The organism is Roseomonas sp. TS2 (assembly GCF_058833935.1).
In genome coordinates this window covers 12,447-28,127 of the sequence record NZ_JCACVY010000039.1, presented here as the reverse complement: position 1 = coordinate 28,127, position 15,681 = coordinate 12,447, and the positions used below count along the sequence as shown (strand labels likewise).

General features: G+C 72.1%; 15 protein-coding genes. 9 read left to right on the top strand and 6 right to left on the bottom strand.

Features of this window, described 5'->3' with window-relative positions:
• Window positions 1-16: 16 nt before the first annotated feature.
• Window positions 17-1,201 carry a ribonuclease D gene (rnd, locus tag ACZJYS_RS09145; protein ID WP_109516563.1) on the bottom strand — a complete coding sequence of 395 codons (1,185 nt, stop codon included), beginning with the start codon at window positions 1,199-1,201 and terminating at the stop codon, window positions 17-19.
• Between the two features lie 188 nt (window positions 1,202-1,389).
• On the opposite strand from rnd, the gene aspS reads away from it, so the two are divergent.
• Window positions 1,390-3,192 carry an aspartate--tRNA ligase gene (gene aspS / locus ACZJYS_RS09140; protein WP_379651540.1) on the top strand — a complete coding sequence of 601 codons (1,803 nt, stop codon included), beginning with the start codon at window positions 1,390-1,392 and terminating at the stop codon, window positions 3,190-3,192.
• A gap of 86 nt (window positions 3,193-3,278) precedes the next feature.
• Window positions 3,279-4,169 carry an EipB family protein gene (locus tag ACZJYS_RS09135; RefSeq protein ID WP_493177363.1) on the top strand — a complete coding sequence of 297 codons (891 nt, stop codon included), beginning with the start codon at window positions 3,279-3,281 and terminating at the stop codon, window positions 4,167-4,169.
• Between the two features lie 70 nt (window positions 4,170-4,239).
• Here the strand turns inward: ACZJYS_RS09135 and ACZJYS_RS09130 are convergent, their stop codons facing one another.
• The 5 genes from ACZJYS_RS09130 to ACZJYS_RS09110 all read right to left on the bottom strand — a co-directional run bounded on the left by ACZJYS_RS09130 (window position 4,240) and on the right by ACZJYS_RS09110 (window position 9,258).
• Window positions 4,240-5,517: a TRAP transporter large permease gene (locus ACZJYS_RS09130; RefSeq protein ID WP_109516566.1), complete on the bottom strand. Its 1,278-nt coding sequence runs from the start codon at window positions 5,515-5,517 to the stop codon at window positions 4,240-4,242.
• Window positions 5,514-6,092, bottom strand: a complete 579-nt coding sequence (locus ACZJYS_RS09125; RefSeq protein WP_493177361.1) for a TRAP transporter small permease — start codon at window positions 6,090-6,092, stop codon at window positions 5,514-5,516. The genes ACZJYS_RS09130 and ACZJYS_RS09125 overlap by 4 nt, the downstream gene beginning before the upstream one ends.
• A 141-nt stretch (window positions 6,093-6,233) precedes the next feature.
• Complete coding sequence (locus ACZJYS_RS09120; protein WP_493177359.1) at window positions 6,234-7,244, bottom strand: asparaginase; 1,011 nt, start codon at window positions 7,242-7,244, stop codon at window positions 6,234-6,236.
• Between the two features lie 63 nt (window positions 7,245-7,307).
• Window positions 7,308-7,754, bottom strand: a complete 447-nt coding sequence (locus ACZJYS_RS09115; protein ID WP_109516569.1) for a hypothetical protein — start codon at window positions 7,752-7,754, stop codon at window positions 7,308-7,310.
• Between the two features lie 52 nt (window positions 7,755-7,806).
• Window positions 7,807-9,258, bottom strand: coding sequence for an MATE family efflux transporter (locus ACZJYS_RS09110; RefSeq protein WP_493177357.1), 1,452 nt, complete (start codon window positions 9,256-9,258; stop codon window positions 7,807-7,809).
• A gap of 176 nt (window positions 9,259-9,434) precedes the next feature.
• Here ACZJYS_RS09110 and ACZJYS_RS09105 point away from each other — a divergent pair, with 176 nt between their 5' ends.
• The 7 genes from ACZJYS_RS09105 (at window position 9,435) to ACZJYS_RS09075 (ending at window position 15,665) form a co-directional block, all read left to right on the top strand.
• Window positions 9,435-9,740, top strand: a complete 306-nt coding sequence (locus tag ACZJYS_RS09105) for a hypothetical protein (RefSeq protein ID WP_109516571.1) — start codon at window positions 9,435-9,437, stop codon at window positions 9,738-9,740.
• 129 nt (window positions 9,741-9,869) lie between these two features.
• Window positions 9,870-11,081, top strand: a complete 1,212-nt coding sequence (locus tag ACZJYS_RS09100) for an MFS transporter (RefSeq protein WP_493177354.1) — start codon at window positions 9,870-9,872, stop codon at window positions 11,079-11,081.
• A gap of 86 nt (window positions 11,082-11,167) precedes the next feature.
• Window positions 11,168-12,229: an alpha/beta hydrolase gene (locus ACZJYS_RS09095; RefSeq protein WP_109516573.1), complete on the top strand. Its 1,062-nt coding sequence runs from the start codon at window positions 11,168-11,170 to the stop codon at window positions 12,227-12,229.
• Window positions 12,230-12,448: 219 nt separating this feature from the next.
• Window positions 12,449-12,655 (top strand): cold-shock protein, encoded by a 207-nt coding sequence (locus ACZJYS_RS09090; protein WP_109516574.1) that lies wholly within the window; start codon window positions 12,449-12,451, stop codon window positions 12,653-12,655.
• A 148-nt stretch (window positions 12,656-12,803) separates the two neighbouring features.
• On the top strand, window positions 12,804-13,004 hold the full coding sequence (locus ACZJYS_RS09085; RefSeq protein WP_109516575.1) for a hypothetical protein: 201 nt from the start codon (window positions 12,804-12,806) through the stop codon (window positions 13,002-13,004).
• Between the two features lie 112 nt (window positions 13,005-13,116).
• Entirely contained in the window at window positions 13,117-14,898 is a 1,782-nt protein-coding gene (locus ACZJYS_RS09080; protein ID WP_493177351.1) for an IlvD/Edd family dehydratase, read from the top strand.
• 17 nt (window positions 14,899-14,915) lie between these two features.
• The gene (locus ACZJYS_RS09075) at window positions 14,916-15,665 is read left to right on the top strand and encodes an SDR family oxidoreductase (RefSeq protein ID WP_493177349.1); all 750 of its coding nucleotides are present in this window, start codon (window positions 14,916-14,918) and stop codon (window positions 15,663-15,665) included.
• The last annotated feature ends 16 nt before the right edge of the window (window positions 15,666-15,681 follow it).

Genomic DNA, 15,681 nt, shown 5'->3' with positions numbered 1-15,681 from the left:
GACGCCCGCCCTCCGGTCAGCTCTGGATCAGCTTGACCTTGCGGCCCTCGACGCCGAGGGCCAGCCGGCCGCCCTTCAGCGCCAGCGCCGCCTGGCCGAAGATCTGCCGCCGCCAGCCATGCAAAGCGGGGATCTGCGGCTCGGCCTCGGTGGCCAGCCGTTCCAGCTCGTCGGCGCTGGCGATCAGGCGGGGGGCGACATGGTGCTCCTCCGCCTTGGCGGCCAGCAGCACCTTCAGCAGCGCGATCAGCGCCGGCGAGGCGGGCGGGCCCTGGCGGGCGTCGCGCGCCGGCTCGGGCAGGGCCGATTCGGGCAGCTCGCGCGCCGTGGCCAGGGCGGCCAGCAGGCCGGCGCCGGTCTTGCCGTCGGCGAAGCCCTTGCTGATCCCCCGCGCGCGGGACAGCTCGGCCGCCGTGCTGGGGCTGGTGGCGGCGATCTCCAGCAGCGTCTCGTCCCGCACCAGGCGCTGGCGCGGGATGTTGACGCGCTGCGCCTCGCGCTCCCGCCAGGCGGCGGCGGCGCGCACGGCGGCGAGGAAGCGGCGGTTGCCGGAGCGCGGCTTGAGGCGCTCCCACGCCGTCTCGGGGTCCTGGCGGTAGGTGGCGGGGTCGGTCAGCTCCGCCATCTCCTCGGCCACCCAGGAGAGGCGGCCTTCCTCGGTCAGGCGCTCGACGAGGGCGGTGTAGACGCGGCGGAGATGGGTCACGTCGGCCGCGGCGTAGTTGATCTGGGCGGCGGAGAGGGGGCGGGCGGCCCAGTCGGAGAAGCGGTGGGCCTTGTCGATCTGCGCGCCGGCGAGCGCCCGCACCAGGCTGTCATAGCTCGCCTGGTCGCCGAAGCCGGCCACCATGGCGGCCACCTGGGTGTCGAAGAGCGGGCGAGGGGGGGCGCCGAAGCGCAGGATGCAGATCTCCACATCCTGCCGGGCGGCATGGAACACCTTGGTCACCGCGGGGTCGGCGAACAGCTCGCCCAGCGGGGCGAGGTCGAGCCCCTCCGCCTGGGCATCGATCACCGCCACCTCCTCGGCGCCGCCGAGCTGCACCACGCACAGCTCGGGCCAATAGGTCCTCTCCCGCATGAACTCGGTATCGACCGTGACGAACGGCTCGCGCCGCAGCCGGTCGCATAGCGCGGCGAGATCCTCGGTGGTCGTGATCAGGATCGGATCGGCGTCCTGCGCCTGGGTGCGTCGGCTCATCGTTGGAGTGTTCTAGCGAAGCCGGGGCAAGCCGCAAAGCCTGCCCCCCGGATGAGGCGGGCGAAGAGGCGGGGCGGAGGCGCGGAAACCGGCGCCCGGGCGGGCCAGGGATGCGCTCCGCCCTTGACATGGGGGCCTCCGGCGCCCCTTCTGCGGCCCTTTCCGTCCGAGCCTCGGGGTTTTTCACGATGCACGCCTACCGCACCCATACCTGCGGCGCGCTGCGCGCCAGCGACGCGGGGCAGACCGCCCGCCTCTCCGGCTGGGTGCACCGCAAGCGCGACCATGGCGGCCTGCTCTTCATCGACCTGCGCGACCATTACGGCCTGACGCAATGCGTCATCCCCGCCGGCTCCGACGTGTTCGCGGCCGCCGATGCGATCCGCCCCGAGAGCGTCGTCACCGTCACCGGCGAGGTGGTGGCGCGCGAGGCGGGCACGGTGAACGACAAGCTGCCGACCGGCGCCATCGAGCTGCGCGTGAAGGCGCTCGAGGTGCAGTCCTCGGCCGAGGTGCTGCCGATCCAGGTGGCGGGCGAGCAGGAATTCCCCGAGGAGCTGCGGCTGCGCTACCGCTTCCTCGACCTGCGGCGGGAGAAGCAGCACCGCAACATCATGCTGCGCGCCGGCGTCATCGCCTCCATCCGGCGGCGGATGATCGAGCAGGGCTTCACCGAGTTCCAGACGCCGATCCTGACGGCGAGCAGCCCCGAAGGCGCGCGGGACTTCCTGGTGCCCTCGCGCAACCACCCCGGCACCTTCTACGCGCTGCCGCAGGCGCCGCAGCAGTTCAAGCAGCTGGCGATGGTGGCGGGCTTCGACCGCTACTTCCAGATCGCCCCCTGCTTCCGCGACGAGGCGAGCCGCGCCGACCGCTCCCCGGGCGAGTTCTACCAGCTCGACTTCGAGATGAGCTTCGTCACCCAGGAGGACGTCTTCGCGGCGATCGAGCCGGTGATGGAGGGCGTGTTCAACGAGTTCGGGGGGGGGCGCAAGGTGACGCCCGCGCCCTTCCCGCGCATCGCCTACGACACCGCCATGCTGGACTACGGCTCCGACAAGCCGGACCTGCGCAACCCGCTGAAGATCACCGACGTCACGGAGAGTTTCCGTGAGTCCGGCTTCGGCCTGTTCAGCAAGGTGGTGGCGGCGGGCGGCATCGTCCGCGCCATCCCGGCGCCGGGCGCGGCGGGCAACCCGCGCGGCTTCTTCGACAAGCTGAACGAATGGGCCCGCGCCGAGGGCGCCGGCGGCCTCGGCTACATCCAGTTCGCCGAGGAAGGCCCGAAGGGCCCGATCGCCAAGAACCTGGAGGCCGAGCGCGTCGAGGCGATCCGCGCCGCCTGCGGGCTGAAGGCGGGGGACGCCGTGTTCTTCGCCGCCGGCAAGCGCGACGAGACGCCGAAATTCGCCGGCAAGGTGCGGACGAAGCTCGGCGAGGAGCTGGGGCTGATCGAGCAGGGCGAGTTCCGCTTCTGCTGGATCGTCGACTTCCCGATGTACGAGCTGAACGAGGAAACGAAGCAGATCGACTTCAGCCACAACCCCTTCTCCATGCCGCAGGGGGGGCTCGAGGCGCTGAACACGATGGACCCGCTGGAGATCAAGGCCTTCCAGTACGACATCGTCTGCAACGGCATCGAGCTGTCCTCGGGCGCCATCCGCAACCACCGCCCGGACATCATGGTGCGCGCCTTCGAGATCGCCGGCTACACGGCGCAGGATGTCGAGGCGCGGTTCGGCGGCATGTTGAACGCCTTCCGCTACGGCGCGCCGCCGCATGGCGGCTCCGCCCCCGGCATCGACCGCATGGTGATGCTGCTGGCCGACGAGCCGAACATCCGCGAGGTCATCCTGTTCCCGCTGAACCAGCAGGGGCAGGACCTGATGATGGGCGCGCCCGCGGCGGTGGAGCCGGCGCGGCTTAAAGAACTCTCCATCAAGCTCGATCTGCCGCCCGCCAAGGGTGCGGCCGGGCCCAAGGCTTCCTAACTCTGCCGGACGGGCGCGCGGGGCGGGGGTTCCGCCCCGCGCGCCACGGGCCACACCCCGGCCCGGACCCCGAGAAGGATTACCCGATGCGCCTGCGCGATTTCCTGGCCGGACCCCGATCCCTCCCCGCCCTGGCCCTGCTGGCGGCCCTGGGTGCCGCAGGGCCGTCCGGGCCGGGCGCCGCCCAGGCGCCCGCCGCGCCCGCCCGGCCCGAGGCCGCCAGGCCGGAGCCCGGCAAGGCCGTGCTGGAGATGGCGCCGCACCGCGCCGCCTACCGCCTGACGCTGGACCGCGCCCGCCAGGGCAGCGAGGTGATCCAGGCCGAGGGCGCCATGCTGTTCGAGGTGATGGATGCCTGCGACGGCTGGACCACCCGCCAGCGCCTGCAGCTTGTGGTGGCCGACCGCGCCGGCCAGACGGTCGAGACCGCCTCCGACTACTCCACCTGGGAGAGCAAGGACGGCCGGCGCCTGCGCTTCACCCTGACCCAGACCGCCCAGGGCGCCGTGACCCAGCGCATCAGCGGCGAGGCGGAACTGGAGCCGGGCGGCAAGGGCGGCACCGTGACCTACGAGGCGCCCAGCGCCAGCCAGGCGAGCCTGCCGCCCGGCACGCTGCTGCCCATGGCGCACACCATCCGCACGCTGGAGATGGCGCGTGCCGGCCAGCGCATGCTGGTGACGCCGCTCTTCGACGGCACCAGCGAGGAAGGCGCGCAGGACAGCACCACGCTGCTCTCCTCCTGGACGCCCGCTCCCGCCGAGCCGCGCTTCCCGCTGATGGCGGGGCAGGCCAGCGCGCGGATGCGCATCGCCTTCTTCGGCAAGGATGCGGCGGCCGGCGCCAGCGCCCCGGAATACGAGGTGGGGCTGCGCTACTACGCCAATGGCGTGGCCGACGAGATGAAGATGGATTTCGGCGACTTCGCCGTGGACGCCGCCATGCAGAGCCTGGAGCCGCTGCCGGGGCATTGCTGAAAATATGGGGCTGAGAAAGCCGGGAAGGCCGGGGGAAGGAATTCCCCCGGCTTTTTTTTTCGCCGCTGCCTCAGCGGTACATCAGCGTGGGCAGCCACATCGAGAGCGGCTCCCAGAAGGTCACCAGGCCCAGGCAGAAGAACAGCGGGATCAGGAAGGGCGCCGTCGCCCGCGTCGTCTGCTCGAAGCTGAGGCCCGAGACGCGGGCCAGGATGAACAGCACCATCCCCACCGGCGGCGTCAGCAGCCCGATCATCAGGTTCAGCACCATGATGATGCCGAAATGCACCGGGTCCACGCCGATCTGCGTCATCAGCGGCAGCAGCACCGGCACCAGGATGGTGATGGCGGCGATGGTCTCCAGGAAGCAGCCGATGAACAGCAGGAAGACGTTCACCAGCAGCAGCACCAGCCACTTCTCCCGGGTGATGGAGAGGACGAACTCCGCCACGCCGTCGGTGATCCGGGTGGTGGTGACCAGCCAGCCGAAGATGCTGGCGCCGGCCACGATCAGCAGCACCACCGCCGTCGTCTCCACCGTCTCCATGCTGACGCGCAGGAAGGCCTTCCAGCTCAGCGTGCGGTAGACCACCGTGCCGAGGAACAGCGCGTAGAAGGTGGCGGCGATGGCGGCCTCGGTGGGGGTGAAGGCGCCGGTGGTCATGCCGCCCACCAGCAGCACCGGCGTCATCAGCGGCAGGAAGGCGCGCCTGAAGCTGTGGCCGAGGCGGGGGAGGGAGAAGGCGGCGTCGCGCGGGAAGTTCTTGCGCCGCGCCTCCACCGCCACCCACACCATCAGCACCAGCGCCATGAACAGGCCCGGAATCAGCCCGGCGGCGAAGAGCTGGCCGATCGAGGCGTTGGCCATGACGCCGAAGATCACCATCGGCAGGCTGGGCGGGATGATCGGCCCGATGGTCGAGGAGGCGCCGGTGAGGCCGACGGCGAAGGGCAGGGGGTATTTGTGGTCCTGCATCGCCTTGATCTCGATGTTGCCGATGCCGCCCGCATCGGCCACCGCCGTGCCGGACATGCCGGCGAAGATGACGCTGCCCACCACGTTCACCTGGCCGAGCCCGCCCCGCGCCCAGCCCACCAGCGCCACCGCGAAGCCGTAGATGCGCTCGGTGATGCCGGCCGAGTTCATCAGGCTGCCGGCCATGATGAAGAAGGGGATGGCGAGCAGGGGGAAGCTCTCCACCCCGCTGGCCATGCGGTGCAGCACCACCAGCGGCGGCAGCGCGCCCTCGGCCCAGACATAGGCCAGCGAGGCGCCGCCCAGCGCCACCGCCACCGGCACGCCGACCAGCAGCAGCCCGCAGAAGGAGAGGAAGAGGAGCGCCGTCACAGCTTCACCGTCGCGAGAGAGGGATCGGGCGCGTGCTCCGGCTCGCCGGCACGGAAGCGGGCGAGGGCGTGCAGCGCGGTGCGCAGCGTGGTCAGCACCAGCCCGCCCAGGATGCCGTAATAGACATAGGCCAGCGGCACCTCGATGGCGACCATGGGCTGGAACAGCATGGCCTCCGCCACCTGCCAGCACAGCACGCAGCAGAGCGCGAAGAAGCCGGCCGCCACCAGCGCCACCGCCAGCCGCGCCCAGCGCCGCGCCGCCGCCGGCAGCGCGTCGAGCAGGAACTCCACCGCGATGTGGCTGCCCCGCCGCGCCGCCAGCGCGCTGCCCCAGAAGGTGAGGACCATCAGCATGTAGCTGGCGATCTCCTCGGTCCAGGCGAGGCTGTCGTTCAGGATGTAGCGGGTGAAGAACTGCAGGAACACGATGCCGGACATGGCCCAGAACAGGGCGAAGCCGGCCCAGTCCTCCGGCGCCATGGCGAAGCCCGGCTCCGGCTGCGCGGCCTCCTCGGCCGCCAGCTCGGCGAACAATGTGCCGGCATCCATGCCGGCCGTGGTGGTGTCGCGCACCATCCCCTCCCTTTCGTTGCCGCCACGATATCGCGGCGGCCCGGGCGCGCGGAAGGGGGTTGTCGTATCACCCGAGAAGAAGAGGGGTCGGCAGCCTGGCGGCAAGGCGCGCCCGCCGCCAGGCGCCTCAATGCCGGCGCCTCAGTGGGTGTCGAACAGCTGCATGATCTCGGCCGGGTCCTGCGTCACGGTCAGGGCCAGGGCGAGCAGGATGCGCGCCTTCTGCGGCGTCAGGTTGTCGGCGGCGAGCAGGCCCTGCCGCGTCATCCGCTCGCCGCGCACCACCCGGCCGCTGCCGACGCGGGTGGATTGCACCACCACGACGCCGGCCTCCACCGCCTCGGCCAGCGCATCCGCCTCGGCCGGGGTGGGGGCGCCGGGGGCGAAGCCGGCGCTGACGATGCCGCGCGCCCCGGCGGCGACGAAGGCGCGGATCGCCGTGGCGTCGGCATCGGCGTGGGAATAGGCGATGTCCACGCGCGGCAGGGCGTCGATGGCGCGCAGGTCGAAGGCGGTGTCGGGCATCACGCGGCGCAGCGGGCGGCGGTAGAACACCACCCGGTCGGCATCCGCCTGGCCGAGCACGCCGAAATCCGGGGTGCGGAAGGTCTGCATCCGCCAGGTGGCGGTCTTGCTGACCTCGCGCGCGGCGTGGATCTCGTCGTTGAGCAGCAGCAGCACGCCCATGCCGCGCGCCTCCGGGCTGGCGGCCACGCGCACCGCGTTCAGCAGGTTCATCGGCATGTCGGAGGAGAGGCCGGAGGCGGGGCGCTGGGCGCCCACCATCACCACCGGCAGGTCGAGCTTCAGGCCGAGGTTCAGCGCATAGGCGGTCTCCTCCATGGTGGAGGTGCCGTGGCCGATGACGATGCCGGCGAGGCCGGGGATCTCCGCCACCGCGCGGTGGCATTCCGCGGCGATGGCCTTCCAGTCGCGGAAGCCGATGCGGCTGGAGATGACGGCGCTGTAGGGGCGCGGGAGGACCTCCGCCACCCGCGCAAGCTCCGGCACGCGGGCGAGGATGGCGGCGGCGTCCATCACCAGGCCGTGGCGGCCGTAATCCTGGATGTCCAGCGCATCCTGGCCGAGCGAGGCCATGGTGCCGCCGGTGCCGATGAAGGCGATACGGGGCAGGGCGGGCGAATCGGGCATCGGGCGCGGGCTCCTGTGGCAAGGCGTCCGCGCCGCTTTAGACCATCCGCCGCCTGCCCGGAATCAGGTGGCGGGCAGGCCGCCGGCGGAATGGCCGGGCGATTTCCAGGGCAGGCTGTCCAGCCGGGTGACGACCAGCGTGCCGAAGCTGGCCGATTCCGGCACCTGCCGCAGCAGCCGCACCGGCTCGCCATGCTGGAAGACCAGCAGGGCGACCTCGCCTTCCGGCGCATCCTCCTCCGCCAAGGCGGGGCCGATCTCCAGCACCATGCGGCCCTTCAGCGCGTCGCGCGGGGTGGTGGCGTGGCGCAGGCGCCAGGGCCCGGCCTGCACCGCGTCATCCTCGCCGGTGAAGGCGCCGAGGGCTTGCCGCCAGAGGGGCGGCGGCGGCAGGAGGCGCAGCAACCGCCGCGCATCCTCGGCGGGGAAGACATCGTCCGCCTCGTGGATGATCCGGTCCACGAGGTCGGCGATGAGCATGCGGTCGGTGACGTTGGGGGGAAACGTCATGGTCTTGCTGCTCCTGGCCTGCTGAGACCGGTGCATTCTGGCAACAGAAAAGCTATTTTTCCATGAATTCCAGTCCAGAAGTTGAGAGGATTCTGTTGTTCTGTCCGTCGCCCGGGTGTGGAAGGCGGGCCGGATGGCCGGGGCCGGCCAGGCGCGCCCAGCGCAGCGTCATCAGCACGGCGACGATGCCCAGCCCGCTGGCCAGCCCGATCCAGACGCCGAGCGGCCCGAAGCCGCCCGGAAAGCCGAGGCCGAGGCCGATCGGCAGGCCCAGCCCCCAGTAGCCCAGGGCGGCGATCAGCATCGGCACGCGCGTGTCCTTCAGCCCGCGCAGCGCGCCGGCGGCCACCGCCTGCACCCCGTCGGCCAGCTGGAACAGCCCGGCCACCATCAGCAGGGTGGTGGCGAGGCCCCGCGTCTCGGCCAGCTCCGGCGCCAGGAACAGACCGGCGATGGCGTGCGGCACGCTCAGCAGCAGCGCCGCCGCCAGCAGCATGAAGCCGGCGCCGAGGCTGATGGCCGCCCAGCCCGCGCGCCGGGCGCCCGCCGCGTCCAGCGCGCCGGCCGCCAGCCCCACCCGCGCGGTGGCCGCCTGGCCGATGCCCATGGGCACCATGAAGCTCGCCCCCGCCACCTGCAGCGCCACCGCGTGCGCCGCCACGGCGCCGGGGCCGAACCAGCCCATCACCAGGGCGGTGGCGCTGAAGATGCCGATCTCCAGCAGCATCGATGCGGCAATGGGGGTGCCGATGACGATGATCTCGCGCATCCGCCGCCAGTCGGCCCGCCAGAAGCGGCCGGCCAGGCGGAAGCGGGAGAGCCGCCGGTCCAGCGACACCCACAGCGCCAGCGCCGCGAACATGCTGGCGTTGGCCACGGCGCTGGCGATGCCGGCGCCCAGCACGCCGAGCGGCGGCAGGCCGAAGCCGCCCGCCACCAGCGCGTAGTCCAGCACCACGTTCAGCCCGATGGCGCCCATCGACACGCAGAGCGCCGGCCAGGGCCGCTCCAGCGCCGCCAGGAAGCCGCGCAGCAGCAGGAAGCCGTAGAAGGGCAGCATCCCCCACAGCAGGGCGCGGTTGTAGGTCTGCGCCGCCTCGGCCAGGGCCGGGTCCTGGCCGGTGGCGCGCAGGATGGCCCCCGTGTGCCACAGCCCGAGCCCCAGCGCGGCGAAGAGCGGCAGGATCAGCCAGGCGCCCTGGCGCATGGTGCGGCGCATCTCGCGCATGTGGTGGCGCACCCGGCCACGCTCCTGCGCCAGCATGGCGGCAGTGGCGAAGGCCAGGCCGAAGGGCAGCGCCATGGCGATGAAGTAGAGGTTGCCGCCCAGCGTGGCGGCGGCCAGCGGCAGCTCGCCCAGCCGGCCGAGGAACAGCGTGTCGGTCAGCACCAGCGCGATCTGGGACAGGTTGGTCAGGGCCAGCGGCCAGGCGAGCGCCAGCATGGCGCCCAGCTCCCGCGCCCATCCCGCGCGCGGCAGCGACCCTTTCGGATTCTCTCGCATGATGCCGCGCCCTTTAGCGCAGGATGCGCGCCCTGGCTCGCGACGATCCCGTGTTGGCAGCGCCCGCCGCCCGCAGCCCACCCTGAAGCCCCCCCTGAAGCCCGGGGCCTCCTGGCGCGTTAGCCCCCCGACAGGCGCCCGCCCCCGGGCAGGCGCGAACGAGGAAAGGCGCTCCCATGACCGACAGCCCGCTGCTGACCGAGGCGTTCATCCGCCAGGCCGGGGAGACGCTCACCACCGAGGGCTTCCTCACCGACCGGCACGACTTCGTGCCACCCGGCGAATCCGTGGCCGGGCGCTGCGGCGCGGTCCAGGCGGCGCTGGAGAAGGCCGGCCATGCCGTGACGCTGGACGAGGTGCCGATCAAGCACATGTCCCAGGGCACGCTGGTCTGCCTCTACAACACCGGGATCTTCCCGCGGAAGGCGGAGGCCTACCAGGCCATCCACACCTGGCTGGACATGCGCTTCGAGCAGTCCTGACGCGCGGGGCGGCGCGGAGGGGGCTTTCGCGGGCAGGGACAGCCATGCGCCGCGGTAGCAGGACAGGCGGGCGGAGGCGGGCCAGGATGCGGCTTCTCCCGCCTGCCGCCTCCGGAGCCTGATTCCCGCATGTCCCTTCCCGCCGCCGGCGCGCCCGCCTGGCTGACCTCGCTGCTGGCCCTCGCCTGCGGGCTGATCGTCGCCAACATCTACTACGCCCAGCCGCTGATCGGGCCGATCGCCGCCGAGCTCGGCCTCAGCCCCGGCGCGGCGGGGCTGATCGTGACGATGACGCAGATCGGCTACGGCGCCGGGCTGCTGCTGGTGGTGCCGGTGGCGGACCTGCTGGAGAACCGGCGCCTCGCCCTCGCGGTGATGGGGCTGGGGGCGCTGGGACTGGCGGGAGCGGCGCTGGCCGGGCAGCCGGCGGCGTTCCTGGCCGCCTCCCTGGTCATCGGCCTCGGCTCGGTGTCGGTGCAGATCCTGGTGCCCTATGCCGCGCATCTGGCGCCCGAGCGCAAGCGCGGCCAGGTGGTGGGCAACGTGATGAGCGGGCTGCTGCTCGGCATCATGCTGGCGCGCCCGGTGGCCAGCCTGGTGGCGGACTGGCTGTCCTGGCGCGCCGTCTTCGCCCTCTCGGCGGGGCTGATGCTGGCGCTCGGCCTGGTGCTGCGGCTGGCCATGCCGCCGCGCCACCCCCGGGAGCCGGGCGCGGCGCCGGGGCTGCGCTACGGCACGCTGCTGCGCTCGATGGGCCGGCTGGCGCTCGGCAGCCCGACGCTGCGCCGCCGCGCCCTCTACCAGGCCTCGCTGTTCTCCGCCTTCAGCCTGTTCTGGACGGTGGTGCCGCTGCTGCTGGCGGGGCCGGAGTACCGCTTCTCGCAATCGGGCATCGCGCTGTTCGCGCTGGCCGGCGTGGCGGGGGCGGTGGCGGCGCCGATCGCGGGGCGGGTGGCGGACCGAGGCTGGGTGCGCCCGGCCACGGGGCTGGCCATGCTGGCGGTCGCGCTCTCCTTCCCGCTGACGCACCTGGCCGCGCCGGGCGGAGGCACGGGCCTCGGCCTGCTGCTGGCGGCGGCGGTGCTGCTGGATTTCGGCGTCTCGGCCAATGTGGTGCTGGGGCAGCGCGTCATCTTCGCCCTCGGCGCGGAATACCGGGCGCGGCTGAACGGGCTCTACATGGCCACCTTCTTCCTGGGCGGCGCCCTCGGCTCGGCGCTGGGCGGCTGGAGCTACGCCGCGGGCGGCTGGCCGCTCGCCAGCGGCATCGGCCTCGCCCTGCCGTCGCTCGGGCTGCTCTACTACGCCAGCGAGCGGCGCGGCACCCCGGCCGCCGGCTGAGGGGGCATTCCCGAAGCCGCGCGATCTGCTCTAGGCTGCGGCGAATCCAGGACCCGCGAACCGGCGGGCCGCTTCGGGAGAACGCCATGCAACGCCGCGCGCTGCTCGCCGCTCCGCTCCTCGCGCCGCCGCTGCTCGGCCTCGCCGCCGCGCCCGCCGCGGCGCAGCCCGCGGGCGTGGCGATGGACGAGATGCTGATTCCCGGCGGCGATCCGGGCATCCAGCTCTATCTCCGCAACAAGCGGCCGGAGGCGGCCACGCCGGCGCGGCCCGACCGCACCATCCTCTGCGTGCACGGCGCCACCTACCCGGCCAGCACCACCTTCGACCTGGCGGTGGGCGGCGTCTCCTGGATGGACTACATGGCCGGGCGCGGCTTCGACGTCTGGTGCCTCGACCTGCGCAACTACGGCCGCTCGACGCGCGAGGCGGCGATGGGCCAGCCGCCCGAGGCCAACCCGCCGCTGACCCGCGGCGCGGTGGCGCAGAAGGACATCGCCGCCGCCGCCGCCCATATCCGCGAACTGCGCGGCCTGCCGAAGATCGTGCATCTGGGCTGGTCCTGGGGCAGCAGCCTGCAGGCGCGCTTCGCCGCCGACAACCCGGCGCTGGTGGAGCGGCTGGTGCTCTACGCGCCGCAATGGCTGCGCGAGGGGCCATCTCCCGCCGCCGCCGGCGCGGCGGGGGAGGGGCCGCTCGGCGCCTACCGCAGCGTGACCCGCGCCCAGGCCCGCGCCCGCTGGATGAACGGCGTGCCGGAGGCGCAGCGCGGCCGCCTCTTCCCCGCCGGCTGGTACGAGCACTGGGCCGATTCGACCTTCGCGACCGACCCGGAGGGGATGCGGCAGGTGCCCTCCGTGCTGCGCGCCCCCAATGGCGTGCTGCAGGATTCGCGGGAGTTCTGGCAGGCCGGCAAGCCCTATTACGACCCGGCGGCGATCACCGCGCCGACCCTAGTGGTGCTGGCGGAGTGGGACCAGGACACGCCGCCCTCCATGGCCATGGCGTTGTTTCCGCTGCTGACCGCCAGCCCCGGCAAGCGGCTGGTGCTGCTCGGCGGCGGCACCCATGGCATCATGCTGGAGCGGCAGCGCGGCGCCCTGTTCCAGGCCGTGCAGGTCTTCCTGGAGGAGGCGATCGGCGGCTGACCCCGAGTTGATTTCGATTGCGGGCGCGATGCCGGTTGTGGAAGCCAACCCATGCCCCTACATAGGACGTGTCGACTGTTTGTTTTGGTTCGGCTTGCTGTCCCAGCTCGCCCATCCCGCGCTCGCGCGGGGACGTAGCGTGCCTGGTGCCCGTTCCCATTCGAAGTTGATCCGCCGTGCATGTCGCGCGGCGGCAACGCATTCTGACGGAGCACCGCGATGCCCATCGGTACCGTGAAGTGGTTCAACCCGACCAAGGGTTTTGGTTTCATTCAGCCGGAGGACGGCTCGAAGGACGTGTTCGTGCACATTTCCGATGTGCAGCGTGCCGGCCTGCAGGGCCTGCAGGAAGGCGAGCGCGTGGAGTTCGAGCTGCAGCGCGGCCGCGAGGGCAAGGTCTCTGCCGGCAACCTGAAGCAGGTCTGAGGCAGGCCGGCCCTGCCGCCGCCACGCGGCGGGGCTCCCCACGAATCGCGAGCCGGGTGCGCCGATGGCGACGCCCGGCTCGCCTCGTTTCGGGGGGCTGTGCAAGCCTCCCCTTATCCCTGTCCCAGCGAGTGAGGGCGCCCCTTCCATGGCACGCATCCCCAATTACGGCCAGCAACGGGCCGAGCGGAACCGCGCCAAGCAGGCCAAGGCCGAGGCCAAGGCGCAGCAGCGCGAGGAGGAGAAGGCCCGCCGCAAGGCCGCCATCGCCGCCGGCCTGGACCCCGACCTCGGCGAGCCGGTGACGCTCCCGCCCGAGGACGAGGACGAGGACGGCAAGGCCGGCTGATCCGGGCACGGCCGCGGCGGCTTTTTCCGGCCGCCGGCGGGCCGCCGCATTGACAGTGCCGTGCCCGGCGGCGGACCCTGCGCTCCAGTGGGAGAAGCGGGGACCGCCTCTGATGGATCAGACCAAGAAGAGCTTCAAGCTGCGCAGCCAGCGCTGGTTCGACGACCCGGAAGACCCGGGCATGACGGCGCTCTACATCGAACGCTTCCTGAATTTCGGCCTGACGCGCGGGGAGCTGCAATCGGGCAAGCCGATCATCGGCATCGCCCAGACCGGCAGCGACATCGCCCCCTGCAACCGCCACCACCTGGCGCTGGCGGAGCGGGTGAAGGCGGGCATCCGTGACGCCGGCGGCATCCCCCTCGAATTCCCGATCCACCCGATCCAGGAGACCGGCAAGCGCCCCACCGCGGCGCTGGACCGCAACCTGGCCTATCTCTCGCTCGTGGAGATCCTGCACGGCTACCCGCTGGATGGCGTGGTGCTGACCACGGGCTGCGACAAGACCACCCCCGCCTGCCTGATGGGCGCCGCCACGGTGAACATCCCCGCCATCGTGCTCTCCGGCGGGCCGATGCTGGACGGGCACTGGAAGGGCCGGCTCTCCGGCTCCGGCACCATCGTCTGGGAGGCGCGCAAGCTGCTCGCCGCCGGCGAGATCAACTATGACGGCTTCATGCAGATGGTGGCGAGCAGCGCGACCTCGGTCGGCCACTGCAACACCATGGGCACGGCGCTCTCCATGAACAGCTTGGCGGAAGCCCTGGGCATGTCGCTGCCCGGCTGCGCCTCGATCCCCGCCGCCTACCGCGAGCGCGGCCAGATGGCGCACGCCACGGGCATGCGCATCGTCGACATGGTGCGCGAGAACCTGCGGCCCAGCGACATCATGACGCGCGAGGCCTTCGAGAACACCATCGTGCTGGCCAGCGCCATCGGCGCCTCCTCCAACTGCCCGCCGCACCTCGTGGCCATCGCCCGCCACATGGGGGTGGAGCTGACGACGGAGGACTGGCAGACCGTCGGCGCCGACGTGCCCCTGCTGGTCGATTGCCAGCCCGCCGGGCGGTTCCTCGGCGAGATGTTCTACCGGGGCGGCGGCGTGCAGTCGGTGATGAAGGAGCTGGCCGATGCCGGCAAGCTCCACCTCGGCGTGAAGACCGTCACCGGCCAGACGCTGGAGGAAGACCTCAGGCGCGCGCCGCTGCCGGACCGCGAGGTGATCCGCCCCTATGCGCAGCCGCTGAAGGAGCAGGCCGGATTCGTCGTGCTCTCGGGCAATCTGTTCGAGAGCGCGGTGATGAAGGTCAGCGTCATCGACGCCGAGTTCCGCAAGCGCTTCCTCTCCGACCCGGAGGATGTGTTCGAGGGCAAGGTGATCGTCTTCGAGGGGCCGGAGGACTACCACGACCGCATCGAGGACCCCGATCTCGGCGTCGACGAGCACACCGTGCTGGTCATCCGCAATTGCGGCCCGGTGGGCTACCCGGGCAGTGCCGAGGTGGTGAACATGCAGCCCCCCGGCGCCATGATCAAGGCGGGGCTGCACAGCCTGCCCACCATGGGCGACGGGCGGCAGAGCGGCACTTCCGCCAGCCCCTCCATCCTCAACGTCTCGCCCGAGGCGGCGGTCGGTGGCGGCCTTGCGCTGATGAATTCGGGCGACCGCATCCGCATCAACCTGAAAACCCGCAAGGTGGACCTGCTGATCTCCGAGGAGGAGATGGCCGCCCGTCGCGCCGCCTGGACGCCGCCCAAGCTGCAGCACAAGACGCCGTGGGAGGAGATCTACCGCTCCATGGTCGGCCAGCTCGGCACCGGCGGCTGCCTGGAGCCGGCGACGCTCTATCTCAACATCCTCGAGACGCGCGGCGAGAGCCGCCACAACCACTGATGGCCAGCCCTTCTTCCATGGGCGGCCGTCTCGCGGGGCTGCACTGCTTCGTCACCGCGGCGGGGCAGGGCATCGGGCGCGCCACGGCGCTGGCCTATGCCGCCGAGGGCGCCACGGTGGTGGCCACCGACCGCGACGCGGAAAAGCTCGCCGACCTCGCGCGCCCGGGGATCACCGTGCAGGCGCTCGACGTGCTGGACGACGCGGCGGTGAAATCCACCATCGCCGCGCACGGGCCGTTCGACCTGGTGTTCAACTGCGCCGGCTTCGTCCACCAGAACGACGTGCTGAGCTGCACCGATGCCGAGTGGGACTTCGCCTTCGCGCTGAACGTGCGGTCTCAATGGAAGGTGATCCAGGCGGCGCTGCCGGGCATGCTGGGGCAGGGGGGCGGCGCCATCGTCAACATGGCCTCGGCCGCCGGCTCGGTGAAGGGCGTCGCCAACCGCTTCGTCTATGGCGCCACCAAGGCCGCCGTGGTCGGCATGACCAAGAGCGTGGCGGCGGACTACGTGGCCAAGGGCATACGCTGCAACTGCGTCTGCCCCGGCACGGTCGACACCCCCTCGCTGGGCGAGCGGATCGCGGCCAACGCGCAGGCGGCGGGCGGGCTGGAGGCGGCGCGCGCCGCCTTCGTCGGCCGCCAGGCGATGGGGCGGCTGTCCACGCCGGAGGAGATCGCGGCCCTGGTGGTCTATCTCTCCGCGCCGGAATCGGCTTTCGTCACCGCGCAGGCCATCGTCATCGATGGCGGCTGGACCAACTGAGCTTAGGGGAACGCTG

Coding starts and splice junctions, on each gene's coding strand:
- rnd (WP_109516563.1), bottom strand. CDS start 1,201: ATGAGCCGACGCACCCAGGCGCAGGACGCCGATCCGATCCTGATCACG.
- aspS (WP_379651540.1), top strand. CDS start 1,390: ATGCACGCCTACCGCACCCATACCTGCGGCGCGCTGCGCGCCAGCGAC.
- ACZJYS_RS09135 (WP_493177363.1), top strand. CDS start 3,279: ATGCGCCTGCGCGATTTCCTGGCCGGACCCCGATCCCTCCCCGCCCTG.
- ACZJYS_RS09120 (WP_493177359.1), bottom strand. CDS start 7,244: ATGCCCGATTCGCCCGCCCTGCCCCGTATCGCCTTCATCGGCACCGGC.
- ACZJYS_RS09115 (WP_109516569.1), bottom strand. CDS start 7,754: ATGACGTTTCCCCCCAACGTCACCGACCGCATGCTCATCGCCGACCTC.
- ACZJYS_RS09110 (WP_493177357.1), bottom strand. CDS start 9,258: ATGCGAGAGAATCCGAAAGGGTCGCTGCCGCGCGCGGGATGGGCGCGG.
- ACZJYS_RS09105 (WP_109516571.1), top strand. CDS start 9,435: ATGACCGACAGCCCGCTGCTGACCGAGGCGTTCATCCGCCAGGCCGGG.
- ACZJYS_RS09100 (WP_493177354.1), top strand. CDS start 9,870: ATGTCCCTTCCCGCCGCCGGCGCGCCCGCCTGGCTGACCTCGCTGCTG.
- ACZJYS_RS09095 (WP_109516573.1), top strand. CDS start 11,168: ATGCAACGCCGCGCGCTGCTCGCCGCTCCGCTCCTCGCGCCGCCGCTG.
- ACZJYS_RS09090 (WP_109516574.1), top strand. CDS start 12,449: ATGCCCATCGGTACCGTGAAGTGGTTCAACCCGACCAAGGGTTTTGGT.
- ACZJYS_RS09085 (WP_109516575.1), top strand. CDS start 12,804: ATGGCACGCATCCCCAATTACGGCCAGCAACGGGCCGAGCGGAACCGC.
- ACZJYS_RS09080 (WP_493177351.1), top strand. CDS start 13,117: ATGGATCAGACCAAGAAGAGCTTCAAGCTGCGCAGCCAGCGCTGGTTC.
- ACZJYS_RS09075 (WP_493177349.1), top strand. CDS start 14,916: ATGGGCGGCCGTCTCGCGGGGCTGCACTGCTTCGTCACCGCGGCGGGG.